Below are 13,892 nucleotides of genomic sequence, written 5' to 3'. Positions count from 1 at the left end.
GACGTACACATTACTTAGCTCCATAGGAAAGGAGGTGCAATTTATTCGAAAAACTATATTCTAGAAATACATTTTCTAATACACCTTTTCATTGTATTTGAAAACATCCAGTAAACTATATATTCAGCACTACACACCTATATATCTGATCAACCAATAATTTAATTTCTTCCTTAGAACATACTCTAGGAACTCTAGGTAAGCTTTTTACAATAACCTGTAGTTCAAACTCAACTTTTCTATCATTCCCATCTGCAAAAACAACGAATTCACCTTGCCTTAACCTAAAAAATACATCTGCTCGACGTTTAGACACTTCTTTCTCTCCTTCTGTGATACGTGTATCAAAATTCAAATTGATTCCCTTGTTCACGCTAGTAGTTTTCATTTTAACGATTTCAAAAAAGCGCTCATAATATTTTGCCGTATCAGGATCATTCACTTTTCCAAAAAACTGATAGGATAGGTTGCTTAAAATAGCTTTGCTCGCTTTATCGCCATATAGCATATCGTTCTGGATTTTGTCCTGCATCACATAAATTGTGCAAATATCATAGCTTCTTAATGTTGCTGGAATACGGTGCATATTCAGTAATTTTATGGTTGGTGCCTCTTCCATTAGTATAAAGGATGACTCTCGGTTTCTCACACTCATTTGTTTTACAACCGTATGCATAATCGTTGCAATTATTGGCGCATAGGCGGATTCATATTTAGGATTATTGACTATTGAAATCACCCCTAAATTGTCCTCATTATTAATATCTAATGGCACTTCGTCCTTTGATAGCACCATGAACAATTTTTGGGAACTTATCTTTTTGAAGGCATTCGCCAAGGTACTTTTTACACCCGCGGTTTGTTTCTCTGATTCTATACCATTTATAAAAGCACTTGCCATACTTCTAGAGGTCAAATTTGAACTCAAAAATGCCACTAGTTTTTTTGTGTTTATAGTTTGAAATAAAGCAATGACATGTGGTAGGGTGCAATACTCTGGATAGTCCGTTCTTAATTTCCAGATCAAGCCTGCCAAAAGTCCTTCAACGGCATCATTAAAAAATTGTGCCGTGGCATTTGTTGATTGCCCCTGCTCCAATAGATTTTGTATTAGTACTTTTGAAACTTCGTTAACGCTCTCCTCATTTGGCAGATATCTCGGGGCTATCGGGTTTACCTTATAATGGATGGTATCAAAGGAAATCGTATAGAATTTTAGGTTGGGATTGGACTTGAACAATGAGTAAGCTATTTCAGTTAGTTCGAAATCTTTGTAATCATGGATGATACCACAAAAACTGTACTTGCTGAAATGTTGCAGTAAGTTATAAATAACACTCTCGGTTTTTCCACTTCCCGCAGAACCTATTATAGAAATGCCCCTTTTTACATTGTCAATTTTTAATTTGCCTCGTTTTAACTTAAAATGAACTTGATATTTTTTATCAGTTATGGGACCTTTTTCTTTGTGTAAGAACACATATAAAACTGTACCCATAAAAAGAACAGGAATTATAATATATAAGATGATATGTGGTAGCGCTAAGTTCATATGCCTATGGATCCTGATTCGATGGCCTTTCCTACACCACGCTTTAACTTGTTTATCGCCTTTAGCACTAACTGAACCTTGTTGGTCGGAATGTTCATTAATGAAGTATTTATACCTGTTTTACCTATCAACTTAAAAGCAATGGCCCTTTCGTTAGCAGGAAGCCCCATGATACTGGTATAATACGTTTTTGGATTCTTAATAAACTCTTTTCTTGCCCTATAAGTTTGTACATAATTACGATTATAGTCGAATAGTTTATCAAATGTTTTTTCTGATTCCGAAAAGAATTTGTCCCTATCAAATCCACGCTTAACGACCTTTCCATTCATCTCAACTTCCGAAGCCTTGTATTTGCTCCCTGGGGACAGACTATATCTATTCGAGACATCTTTTCTGCTCACTATAATATGGATATGGGTTTGCTTCCCTTCTTTTTTCATCCCCTGTTTTATCATTTGTCCATTGATTTTATGCGGTGCGTCCCCTTTGAGTTGTTTGATTTGTTTTAACTTGTCATTGACGTTTCCTTGAAGTTTCCCACTTTCTATTTCTGCGATTTCACGTTTTAGCTTTATAATTTTTCTATGATATGGAGCATTTTCCTTAATGGCTTTATCATTACCCTTATAGGTACGTTCGTGTTCTATTTTGGCATAATATTTTATATCATTTATAGTTATTACTCTGCCTTCTATCTCCCTATTAAAAGACTTGGTATAGTCCTTCATGATTTCACCAGTATAGGTTTTTAATGATTCCGAATGGTTCTGCAATTGTTTCAGTTCATGTTGGCTTGGGCTGACCGTTATGGAATAGAATTTTGGTTCCGCTTTTTTGAGTTTTGACGTATTACTATCAATATCATGGATGACCTCCTTTGTAGAAATATTATCTCCATATTGGTTGAAGAACGATTCCATTTTCTCAAGGGGTTTGCCCTCGTTTTCCTTTTCTAAATAGGACACAAAATCGGCTACCGATTGGGAATAGTTATCTCCTAGTTTTTGTGGTGTTATCGTGATGTACATTTTTAAACATTTTACCTCTCTCCTTAATGGCTTCAAATTCCGCTTTGGTCATTTCCAATTTGAAATATCCAGGACTGAAACTTCCTTTTATATATTTCGCTTTTTCAATTAAGCTTTCTAGATCATATTTTAGTGTAGTGAATTGTTCTTGGGCGATGTAGTAGGATTCCCTGTAATGTTCCAGTTCTTCATTTTCAGTAATAAGTTTTGGTGTTTCGAACTCAAAGATTTCTTCTTTTTCAATGGTGGTGGTTTCCTCAAACAGACGCTGCAACATAATAGTAGTAGGTTTGGTCTGGTGCTTTTCAATATTTTTTAAAATAGCAATCACCGCATTGATACGTTTGTTGATTCTTTCGCTTTTAAGCCCTAAATTATCTGTTGGTGAAAGGTCGTTCCAATCAAAAAAGTTGAGCATAGATTCAAGGGCTTCAGTATGTGTTTGGGCAACCTGTAAAGAGAACTTTCTAAATCTATTTGCTGTTTTTATTTTAAATCTTATGGTAGAAAACGTATCCATATTCTTTTTTAATTATCTCTGTTTTGACGCAAAAAATGATGTTTTTATTGGGGTTACGGATGTTTTGCGTCAAATCCTTATTCTTAACCTAAATACAGTTTTTTTTATTCGATTGATTATCAGTTAATTAAAATCAATATAATCTATGTAACATCGCCCTGCGTGTTACCCTCTTGCTTTTCCATATTTTGTCCCGAAGGGATCAAAAATTCCAAACACCTGACTAAAAAGTCAGTTGCTTTTTCGGAGGGTTCCAGCTATTTTAAAGATATTGGATTACTGCTTGAAACTAAAACGTAGCTTCGCTTCAAATGGACAGTTTTGATAGTAAAAAATATGATTTTGGATACATGCTTGAATTTGGACGTCAGTTTTTTAAAGTGCCAAGGAAAATTAAAAAACCTTTGAACATCGGCTTAAGCATCCAAAGGTTCATTATTTGTATTAGTTTTGTCAAATATTGAATACGTACTGGTAGCTGTAGAGATTTTTAATGGCTTCCTCTTCCAGTACGGTATCATAATCCAAATGGTGTATTTCAGCATAGGATTTAAGGTCGTTCCCAAATTTTTGCTCTACGTCCTTTTTGGATTCCTGTAGCAATCGGTTTTGGGTTTCCGCATCGAGGTTGTTGTAATTTAAAAAAATCATGATAGCATCATTTAAATTCAATATTCGCTCGGTAACATCAGGGTATTGTTCACAAAGTACAGGCGCAGTTCTTCCAATGGAAAATCCGTAATGCCGTATCGGTGCGTTTCCAAAATGTTCTCGTTGCCATCGCCATAGCTGATAATGGCTTCACATCCCTTTTCGGCGCTTTCCTTTTCTGAAAGACGTTTGAAATCTATGGTAATGAAATGGCTTTTATCCTTAAGGCTTTTGGCAAATACCGAGGCGTCCGTTATCAGCCAAAAGCATTTCGCTTCCTTTGCTAGATAGTATACCCCGTCCGTGAATTGTGTCTTTAATAGTGGTAGTTGAAACAATTGCTGTGTGCCATAAAATTGTTGTAAATCTGCCTTTAATTTCTTAACTTTAGTAGTCATTGTTTTTCTGTTTTAAGATGAATAATGAAAAGAGGGTGTAGCCGTAGAAAGTAACACCCTCTTTCTTTTAGGTTACTCCTTGTTTCCCAATAGTAATAGTTCGCTAACTACTACTTCGGTTACATAGCGTTTCACTTGGTCTTTGTCCTCGTAGGAACGTGTGGTCAATTTGCCCTCAATGGCAATTTCCTTGCCCTTAGTTACATATTTTTCAATGATATCCGCAGTCTTGCCCCAAGCCACAAGGTTGTGCCAATTGGTATCGGTCTGTTTTTCGCCCTTGCCGTCTTTGTAACGTTCATTGGTCGCCAATGATAAACGGGCTATTTTCTTTCCACTCTCCAATTCTGTAATGGTTGGTTCTTGCCCAACGTTTCCGATTAACTGTACTTTGTTTCTTAATGTACTCATGATTAAAAAAAATTAGATTAATATTTCCCCTATTGGATTTTAAAACAGATTAAATTTTAAGGGGTGTTTTGTTCTATTTCTTTCGTGCCCCGCACAATGGATGGCGTGGGTTTTGTCAAGACTTTTGGAAAACAAATCAGGAGTGTGTGCGACTTAGTTTTTACCAACGGGCTAAAAACAAGGATGTAGATACCTTATTTTTTTTCAAAACTTTGCTTGGTCTTGACAAGTTCCATAAGGACATTAGCTATTCTTTTTAACGCATCTGCGGAGCGGGCGTACAGAAAGTTAAGCCCGCGCAGCAGATGGGTTGAAATTAGAAGTGCTTTTGTCCTGCCTGTTTTTCGATGCCCCGAAAAACAATAAAGGCGGCATCCATTATAAACCCCTTAAAATGACTGGGACAAAGTCTGGGTTTTTAGGGATTGTCGAGCAAAACCCGAAGAAGGTTTTGCCGCTAATCCGGTTAAGAAAATTCAGGGTTTGGCTCTCCGATGAAAAATCCAACATTTTGATTTTTGCTCCTATTAAGCGGACTTGATACCAAATTTTTTATAGAGAAGAAAAATTTCCTAAAAGTTATGGGTTTCCTTTGTTCGAGGCCACTCTAAAAATATAGAAATTAGAACTTTGGGATTGGGTCCAAGACTTTTTAGGGAAGCGTTTTGCCCGCAATGCAATGGAATGGCAATATGCTGAACGGATTATGAAAATGGATTATTAACATTAAGTAGTGGTTAAAGCGGACTTGATTCATGCTTTTTACTTAGAATGCAGTGTTCCTTTCCAGTACCGAAATTTCGGGACGGAAAGGGATAACGAAATGAAAAAGTCAAAAGTTTGGATTATGTCCAAGACTTTTGTAATGAAGCGCTTTTCCCGAAATGTAGCTTTTCGCGGAATGCAGGGGAATGTGCTGAATGGCTTATTACAAATTTCTATTCTTATGAGTTCAATATTGATAATTAAAATAGCTTCCCTTGAATATCAAGAACACCGTCAAATTCCGAAGCCCTATCCTTTTTCAAAATATCCTTGAGTGCCTTTCTTCGATTTTCATAAATCCATATTCGTAAGTTTTTTAAAGGTTCTTTTTCATAAGCTGAAAGTTCTTTTGGAGCTATTTCAGTCATGGCCTTTAACTGTTCTTCTTTTTTAAATTGAATTGCATATTGAAGACCTAACCATGTGTAAATATTTACCCATTCCGTTGGCATTGGTGCTTCATAAGTTCTTGGCATTATATAAGCCAAAGTTTCTGTAAGTGATGCCATGTTCTCTTTGGTCATTGAGCACATAATTCGTGATAGTTTTATTCTACCAAGAATGTCTTTTGGTATGCTATCTTGCCATGTGGATTTAAAAACGATTATTGGACTTGCAAGGCAATCCATAAAATCGAAAACGAAATCGCTTTTGTCCTTTTTAGTTGGTTTTACAACTTTTTCCTTTGCTGGTATCGGTTCGCATTCAAAACCAAAATCGAACTGAATTACTTTTAAATTTTCCATAATTATATATTTTAGATTGTACGTTATTTAAAAAGCCACTAATCATCAAATGATAATTAGTGGCCCTAAACGTTAAGATTTGACCGATTTTTTGAGTTTTGCTATCCGCTCCTTCTGTCGGCCTTTTCTTTTGTCTGCAATCTCTTTTTGCGCTTTTTCATAATCCTCTATAGGTATGGTTCCAAAACTTCCAGCTAAATTCCTTAATGCCTTGGCTTCGCTATATTTTGGCAACGATGATTTAAAGGAATCAAAACCTACATTATTGATGATAACTGCCATATCATTTTTTGTTAGTTCCTCTAGACGTTTGAGCAGTCCGTTTGCACCTTCTTTGTCATACTTTTCTATATCCAGCAGCTTCCCGTAGTGTTCCTTTTTTGGCCAGCTCAATGCATTCCACACTATCAACCTATTAATGACTTCCGTAGATTTGCAGTGTTTGTGCTTTCCAAGTACGGTCAGCTCTTCAGTTTCGCTCATCGCTTCAACGATTCGCTTATGTACTTTTTCTGCATCCAGCTCTAACATTCGTTTTGCCCTTATGTTGATTTTCCCAATTTGGGCCTCAATACTTTCCTTGCTTTTAGGGTCTAAAGGCCTTACCTTCTGCTTCTTGGTTAGTTTAATGGGCACGTACTGTCCTCGATTATAGCCGCCAATCCAAAACCCTTGGATTTTGTTTTTACGTTTGTCCTTTCCATAAACAGTCTCAAAATCATTATATTCCACAAGAACATCTACACCTAATTTCTTCAGATTTTCCGATAGCCCCTCATCAATATCCTGGTGTTTGGATTTGATTAGATGTACGTTTTCGGCATTGTTATAAATTTTCACGATTTCATCTTCAATGTACTTTTGGGTTTTGGTCTCAAAACAGACTTTGTCGAAACACCTATCGGCTTCCTTGACATCTGGGAATAAGGAACTATTTGCGCCTGAACGCTTTGGACAATTAACGCACGCTCCCGCTCTTTTAAACAACTTTTCGTCTTTTGGGTCAAAAACCGCTTTGGATAATAGCGCCGTTATATTTGAGTCGATATAGCTTTGTAGTTGTTTGGCGGATTTTATGCCACCGCTCCAATCACCGGCATTCTGCGCTACCTCTTTCTGATATTTCTTATCGAGACGCGCTATTATCAATGCTTTTGAAAGATTGATTTTATTTTTGTAGAACAGTTTCTTCCATGGGGCATTTAGGTTGTTCAGGCTCAACCGTTGCAGAATGAACTTTTCTGATTTGGCAATCTTGGTTGCAATATCACCGATGTGATAATTCCCTTTTTCGATCATCATCTTAAAGGTTTCAGCTTCACGCAATGGGTGCACATCTTCCCTTTCTAGATTTTCGATAATTTGGGCCTCCAATGCCTCTTGATCGCTCAACTCCTTGATCTGGACCGGTACAGATTCCAAATTGATGAGCTTACAGGCCCTTAAGCGTCTTTCGCCGCAGACGAGCTCATACCCTTTTTCTGATGGCCTTACAAGCAACGGCTGGAGCAGCCCTTTTTCTTTAATGCTTTCTGCGAGCTCCTGGATGGATTGCTCGTTGAATTCGTTTCTCGGATTGGTCTTGCCGATTGAAATTTCAACCAGATTAACCGCTTTTAAATGTTCGGTAATTGTTTCCATAAATAATTTGATTTTGACCTGTCAAAGCTGACTGGTACGATTAAACAATATTTATGCACAACCCAAACGGAAGACAAAATTTTGGAGAGGGAAGGAAACGGAATAAACGAGCGTAGATGGAGCGGTGGCTTTATGCCGTCCCTTTTCCGAGAAATATTTTGCGAGTTTAACTTTCGGAAATATTGTTATAGATATCCCATTTTAAGCAGAAGTTATTTTTAAGTTTTATTTTTATAATAAAGCGCTCCTTTATTATTTAAGAGCAATGCAAAGTGAACATTAGATATTTGGAATCGTGTTCACTATGTTTTTATAAGTTATTTACCCAAAATAAATCACTATGGATTGCAGGAGAATACTATGTTAATGACTTATAAAAAATAGATTTGAAATAATATTTCATAGTTCAGGGACGAAAACAATCAACCTATAGCACTACTCAACTTAAACATCGGTAAATACATAGCTATTAAAATAACACCCACTAGAACACCAACGATAAGAATTATAAAAGGTTCCATGATGGTGGATAGCATTTTCGATTGTTGCTGTACCTGCGTATTATACTGTTGGTTTAGTCTGTCGAAAATAAACTCGGTCTGGTTGGTTTCTTCGGCCACTTTAACCAAGGCTATCATTTTATCATCAAATAACTTATGCTGGCTTAAGCTTTTACTAAGAGATTCTCCTTGTAAAATATGTTGCTCAACAGTTTCTAAGGCATGTTGCAATGGATAAAAGTTAATCATTTGTTTTACAAGTTGGATACTATTTACTACTGGGACTTTTGAAGCTGTAAGTAATGATACAGCTTGGGTAAACTGTGATAGATATATTCCTTTAACGAAACGGCCAATAAAAGGCAACCGTAGTACTAATTTATCTTTTATCTTTTTGAAGCTTTTTCTTTTGTTTAATAAAGACTGGAATACTATTAATGCAATTAAAACTAAGAACAAAATTAAACCGTAATCTCCCATAAAATCAGAGAGACTAATGATAAATTTAGTAATAGTAGGCAATTCTACATTTTGTTGTTTAAAGATATCCTGAAACATGGGCACAACATATCGCAACATAAAAGCAACCACCAAAACCGCTGTACTTAAAATAATAATAGGATAAGTTAAAGCACTTATTAAGTTTCTGCGCTGTTCATTTTTTCTATTGAAAAAAGCACCCAATTGTTCTGTAACCTGAAATAATGTTCCTGTTTCTTCACCAATCTTAATGGAATGATACTCATAATCTGTAAACTGTTTCTGGACTCTTAAAGCTTCTGAAAGACTTTCTCCAGAAATAATATCTTGAGATATTGCAGCTAATATGTCTTTGTTTTGTTTCTTCTTTTGGGAGTTTTCAATAAGTTCTAATGCATCCTTAAGCGTAATTCCTGCCTTTAATAATACACTTAGTTCTGTATAAAAATCTTCTTTAACCTTATTTGAAAATCTCTTGTTAAAAAGTGTAATTTCCTTTTGTAAAAATGAAGTAGATCTAGCCTTTTCTTTGGCATCTATTTGCTTTACCGTAATGTTATCTAAATTAAATGCCATGATTTACAAAATAAGTTGCATCGTTCTCTTTAAACACAAAGAGTATTTGGTTTTGAAATTCCTCAGAGGTTTCCAATTTTATCCCGTCCAGCATACCTTCTGTAATTTTGTTACCATTAAAAAACAGTATTTTATGCTTTAATCTAATATTGAACGTATCTATATCTTTAATGATGTGTTTTTCGTTGAAATAATAAATGACGGAGTCTATATCATTTTTAAAAGTAATCACATCTTCGATTGTATTAAATTCAACCCTTGAAAACCGATTCATATCCAACCATAGAGATTGTTCAAGTTTATTAAGTTCTGTTTGATGTTTAAAATTCAACTGAACACTCAACATGTGTTTTTGTACAAGTGTCAATACTGAAAAGGCTAATCCTATGACAATACTTGTGAGTATCATGACCACAACCATTTCACTTAATGTAAATGCCTTTATTTTAGAATTTATTTGCACTGATTTGTTTTGAAATAGTTTGATGTGTCTCTCTTTGGGTAGCTTCAAACAACACCTTCTGTTCTTGCTGTTCTTTTAATAGTTCGATTTCTATTTCCCAAGCATTAAAATCATCATAGTAAGGTGTTGAAAGCTTTCCGTTTTTATACATATATATTAATTCGTTTAGGTGCGCATCAATATGCCTTGTATTGCTTTTAATGGTATTTGAAAATAAATTATTTAAAATCATGCTCGCTATCATAAATACGATAACAGTTAATACAGACGCTACCAAGGTTTCCATTAGAGTAGATGCTTTTATTTTCTTCAATACAACCATTTTGCAACACTTTTTTCTGAATCTTTGAACAACAGCCCCGAATATGCCTGTGGCAATAAACCGCTATTTATAGTAGCATTATATAAATGATTTTGGTACGACGAACCTGCCTGATTTGCAACAAATCCTGAGGTGTATACACTGCCGTATACCGCTCCTAAGACTTCTAAGTTTTTGTTGCAATACACTTCACCTATAAGTTTAGTGCCCTTATCCATAAAAACTTGTGCCTTATAGTTTTTTGTATTCCCAAAGTAAGCAATAATCCCTCTTATATTGGAGCCCTTACCAATACAAAAAGGAGGTGTTTTTATATTGCTTTTATTGTCAATATTTGTTTTCTTTTCATTTAAAACTAAAGCCGTAGGATACTTAAATTCGCAGTTTTTGCCTACTAAAATTTTATTAGTCGCAATTGCTTGGAACGTACCTTTTGAGTTTTGTTTTATTTCAATTTCTGGAGCAATCAATACCACATCTTTTAAAGCACAAGATGGATCAACTATAATTTTTGTTTTCGATTGGATTAGAATATGACCTGTAAGTGAAATACCAGACAAATAAATAGTATTCGAACTGTACACCATTTGTAAAGCATTAAAAAAAGAGTTTTCGTACTTTCTTTTGATACTTAAATCTATAAACTGATCTTGGTGTAGCGTTTTGAATTTGTTTTGTAAACTTTTAATAGTATCAATAATGGTATTCTGGAGTTCAGGCAATTCATTTTTGCTTGTTTTGGTGTTGCCATAAATAAGTTGGTTTCCATAATAGGAATATCCAGAGATATTCCCTGTTCTTATACCTTGTTTGGGCAAATAAACATTTCCTTTTATCATGGTATTACCAACCAATACTAAAGGTTTATTGTGGTCTTGAATATATAAGGCAGTTCTATTTTGATTTGATTGTGAACCACCAACAAGTGCAATTTTTCTAAACCTATTATGTTTTATTCTAGCATCGGATGATACCTTTTCAAAAACGCCCCAATAATCACGATGTATTTTTAGAGTTTTAAAATCCTGATCTAAATCAAGGGTAACTGTATCGTTACCAATTATAGAATTCTCTATGGCGTACCCAATACCTTTTTCAGCGTTAAAAACGGTTTCTTTTACAAAAGCCGTCTTAATTTTAAATTGTTTTTGGGTATGAACTAATATAATAAAAGCTAGTAATAAAAGGGCAATTACTACCGTAATGAACATAGTAAATTGTAAGGCACCCGCTTTTACTTTACCAAGCCAAATCATGTTTTAGTTATAGTTTTGGTAGTGCCTTTGTAACGCAGTGTAATGCTGGTATCGTTTCCTTTTAGTAACGATATACCTGAAATAGTTTGCCCTTGTTTCATCAAAATCTGCTTGTTGCTTATCGAAACAATAAAGACCTTGTTTTTACCAGATGTTTCTGTAATAATACCATGATATAATACAGGAATCCAAGTGGTTTCAGTCTTTTGCCTTATTTTTGGCTTAGATTGCCGCTCTTTGTGCAACGTTCCTAAAAACGGATCGCGATGGGCTAATTGAATTGAAAACGTATCAGTTTCAGTATGTTGTTTTGGTTTAAACGCCATATCAAAATTAACTTTTGTTTGAGTAATCGGGTCTGGGTTAAGCGTACTCACAATTTTATAACCTATTATGCCCCAAATCACTAAAACAGCCCCCAGCAACAAATATATTTTTGTTTTCTTTTCCAAAACTTATTCTTCTATTGTAAAAGTGTTTGTTGCAAATACCGTGTTATAATCGGAGTTTTCTGCACGCACCCGCCATTGGTAATTACCTGTGCTAAGCATCTTGGTAAACATAGTTGCTGTAAGGGTAGAATCCGTTACTATTTGTTGTGCATTTTCAAAGTTGGGAGTTGCAATTTGTAGCCTGTAAGTTTCAGTATCATCTACCGCAGTCCATGTGAAATTGATCTCTCCTTCTTTCAGAGTCACATCATTTTTTGGTGCTAAGACCCCAACTGTACTTTCAGATATATCGACAACTTCAATAATATCATCACAAGAAGTCATAAAAAAAATAAGAATAAATATTGAAATTAGTTTTTTCACATCCTATAATTTATAATAGTTAATGTTCTTTTTGGCTCTAGATGAGGATTTATAAGTATTCTTAGGGCAATTAAAATAGCTGCCAACTAAATCTACTATGTTAAGCTGGTGCCTCTCGTTTTCTTGCCAACAACAATTGGAGGTTTGGTATTGAAACACAACACCATCGCTAAATGATATAACATCTGATTTTTTATGATCTTGATACGTTTGCATCACATAAATTTTAGGTTTTTTTTCAATTAAGAATACAGCATCGGCGGTAGTAATAGCCTCAAATGCCTTTTGGTTTAAAGCCATAGATATACTGGTTACTACATTTGCATATCTATTATGGCTTAAATAGTTTTTGATACCATGATTTTCTCTGTTGTTCATAGCTTCAACCACTGCTAACTTATCTACAACCTGTAATTGTACATAATTTGGTTTTTTAGCCAACGAATCTACATATTGAATGGATACATTAGAAGCTTGCGAGCTATTCGCTTTTATAAATAGCTTAAATGTCTGTTTATTAAAAGTAATTTGGTTTACTTCAAGCTTAATGGGACGCTTGTATGAAGGTATTGCGCTACCGTTAAAACGTTGCTGAAGTATGTACTGCTTTTCAGAACCAATACTGCCCAGAACCAGTTGTTGTTTGGTCTGGGCTTTTGATGCTTCTGTTATATTCATGCCTTTGCAGCCTAATACAATAGTTAAAAGGCAGGTTATAATTAGGTTTGTTAATTTCATGTTTAAACTAGGATAATACATAAAAGTAAGTACTTTTTAGGTTTATAAGGAAAGGTTTTACCTTACTTTTAGTAAGGTTTTCAAAGTTTTTCGCCTTACATTTTATAAGGTTTCTACTCAGTTTTAAATGTATTTTTATTTAGAGTTTTACAGGCAAAAAATGTATATAGAGAATGGTTTAACCAATATAGACTCCTCGTTTATTTATAAACCCAAGAGGCAGTCTTGGGATACGAACGTAAAACACTATTTTAGATTAGGACTTGAAAATGCGTTGCCCAAAAGATTCAAATCATCCATTCCAAGTTCAAATATCTCAAGGTGGAAACGGGAAGCTAAAAATAAATACAAGGGTAGTGAAGTAGCTGAATACATAAACCAAGAGTTGCAACTTATAAAACGCTTTAATCAATCTTCAAATATTAAAAATATTGTAAATGGGTATTTTACATTATGTGATACGCTACATAAGCTGATTGCCCCAATAAAAAATTTAAAATCACTTTATAAAGATCAAAAAGCACTTATTGTAAATACTGTTGAGTCTTTAAGGGATATTATCGCGATTAATGATGCGTTGAGGGTTTTTAATATTTCTAGAACTACGTATCAAACCTACAAAACTATTGTAATACATAAATGTGAAGCCTCATATTTTAAGTGGTGTACTAAGCGGATATCAAACCAATTATTACGAGAGGAAGTTTTAACTATAAAACATTATATGGAGCATGAAGACTATAAGTTCTGGTCTAAATCATCAATATATTTAAAAGCAGTGAGAGATGAGGCTCTTTGTTGTGGGTTATCTACTTTTTACAAATACTGCAGATTACTTGGGTTTAAAACGTTAAAAAGCTATGCAAAACAAAAAGGGTACAACGCTTTAAAAACTACAATGCCTAATGAGGTTTGGTGTGCCGATGTAACTTTTTTTAAAACTGATGACGGTGCAAAACATTACATCCATATCTTAATGGACCATTTTTCGAAAAAAGTTCTGGGGTATAGTATTGAAAAGAGCAGC

Annotated in this window: 15 protein-coding genes and 1 pseudogene; 1 reads left to right on the top strand and 15 read right to left on the bottom strand. The window is 34.7% G+C overall.

The window, feature by feature from the left end:
* Window positions 1-115: 115 nt before the first annotated feature.
* The 15 genes from CLV33_RS07895 to CLV33_RS07825 all read right to left on the bottom strand — a co-directional run bounded on the left by CLV33_RS07895 (window position 116) and on the right by CLV33_RS07825 (window position 12,865).
* Complete coding sequence (locus CLV33_RS07895; RefSeq protein ID WP_105473442.1) at window positions 116-1,552, bottom strand: type IV secretory system conjugative DNA transfer family protein; 1,437 nt, start codon at window positions 1,550-1,552, stop codon at window positions 116-118.
* Window positions 1,549-2,583 (bottom strand): MobB family relaxase, encoded by a 1,035-nt coding sequence (mobB, locus tag CLV33_RS07890; RefSeq protein WP_105473441.1) that lies wholly within the window; start codon window positions 2,581-2,583, stop codon window positions 1,549-1,551. The genes CLV33_RS07895 and mobB overlap by 4 nt, the downstream gene beginning before the upstream one ends.
* Window positions 2,546-3,103, bottom strand: coding sequence for a BfmA/BtgA family mobilization protein (locus CLV33_RS07885; RefSeq protein ID WP_105473440.1), 558 nt, complete (start codon window positions 3,101-3,103; stop codon window positions 2,546-2,548). Before CLV33_RS07885 ends, mobB begins: the two co-directional genes overlap by 38 nt.
* 453 nt (window positions 3,104-3,556) lie before the next feature.
* The gene (locus tag CLV33_RS07880; protein ID WP_105473646.1) at window positions 3,557-3,754 is read right to left on the bottom strand and encodes a hypothetical protein; all 198 of its coding nucleotides are present in this window, start codon (window positions 3,752-3,754) and stop codon (window positions 3,557-3,559) included.
* Between the two features lie 17 nt (window positions 3,755-3,771).
* Complete coding sequence (locus CLV33_RS07875; protein WP_105473439.1) at window positions 3,772-4,152, bottom strand: DUF6876 family protein; 381 nt, start codon at window positions 4,150-4,152, stop codon at window positions 3,772-3,774.
* Window positions 4,153-4,224: 72 nt separating this feature from the next.
* Window positions 4,225-4,563, bottom strand: coding sequence for a single-stranded DNA-binding protein (locus tag CLV33_RS07870; RefSeq protein ID WP_105473438.1), 339 nt, complete (start codon window positions 4,561-4,563; stop codon window positions 4,225-4,227).
* 965 nt (window positions 4,564-5,528) lie between these two features.
* Window positions 5,529-6,074 carry a hypothetical protein gene (locus CLV33_RS07865; RefSeq protein ID WP_105473437.1) on the bottom strand — a complete coding sequence of 182 codons (546 nt, stop codon included), beginning with the start codon at window positions 6,072-6,074 and terminating at the stop codon, window positions 5,529-5,531.
* 72 nt (window positions 6,075-6,146) lie between these two features.
* A complete protein-coding gene (locus CLV33_RS07860; RefSeq protein ID WP_105473436.1) occupies window positions 6,147-7,715 on the bottom strand; it encodes a ParB/RepB/Spo0J family partition protein in 1,569 nt (522 codons plus the stop codon).
* 422 nt (window positions 7,716-8,137) lie between these two features.
* Window positions 8,138-9,271 (bottom strand): type II secretion system F family protein, encoded by a 1,134-nt coding sequence (locus tag CLV33_RS07855; protein WP_105473435.1) that lies wholly within the window; start codon window positions 9,269-9,271, stop codon window positions 8,138-8,140.
* Window positions 9,261-9,692, bottom strand: coding sequence for a hypothetical protein (locus tag CLV33_RS07850; protein ID WP_105473434.1), 432 nt, complete (start codon window positions 9,690-9,692; stop codon window positions 9,261-9,263). The genes CLV33_RS07855 and CLV33_RS07850 overlap by 11 nt, the downstream gene beginning before the upstream one ends.
* A gap of 25 nt (window positions 9,693-9,717) precedes the next feature.
* Entirely contained in the window at window positions 9,718-10,056 is a 339-nt protein-coding gene (locus CLV33_RS07845; RefSeq protein WP_105473433.1) for a hypothetical protein, read from the bottom strand.
* A complete protein-coding gene (locus CLV33_RS07840) occupies window positions 10,044-11,312 on the bottom strand; it encodes a hypothetical protein (RefSeq protein ID WP_105473432.1) in 1,269 nt (422 codons plus the stop codon). The genes CLV33_RS07845 and CLV33_RS07840 overlap by 13 nt, the downstream gene beginning before the upstream one ends.
* On the bottom strand, window positions 11,309-11,689 hold the full coding sequence (locus tag CLV33_RS07835) for a hypothetical protein (RefSeq protein ID WP_170063991.1): 381 nt from the start codon (window positions 11,687-11,689) through the stop codon (window positions 11,309-11,311). The genes CLV33_RS07840 and CLV33_RS07835 overlap by 4 nt, the downstream gene beginning before the upstream one ends.
* Window positions 11,690-11,767: 78 nt before the next feature.
* Window positions 11,768-12,088, bottom strand: coding sequence for a hypothetical protein (locus CLV33_RS07830; RefSeq protein ID WP_105473430.1), 321 nt, complete (start codon window positions 12,086-12,088; stop codon window positions 11,768-11,770).
* A gap of 42 nt (window positions 12,089-12,130) precedes the next feature.
* Window positions 12,131-12,865 (bottom strand): hypothetical protein, encoded by a 735-nt coding sequence (locus tag CLV33_RS07825; RefSeq protein ID WP_105473429.1) that lies wholly within the window; start codon window positions 12,863-12,865, stop codon window positions 12,131-12,133.
* Between the two features lie 160 nt (window positions 12,866-13,025).
* Here CLV33_RS07825 and CLV33_RS07820 point away from each other — a divergent pair.
* Window positions 13,026-13,892, top strand: a pseudogene (locus CLV33_RS07820) (hypothetical protein); the annotation flags it as partial.

The sequence above is a fragment of the Jejuia pallidilutea genome (assembly GCF_002973595.1).
GTDB lineage: Bacteria > Bacteroidota > Bacteroidia > Flavobacteriales > Flavobacteriaceae > Jejuia > Jejuia pallidilutea.
Note: the sequence above shows the minus strand (reverse complement) of the source record. Positions and strands in the feature narration are given on the sequence as shown.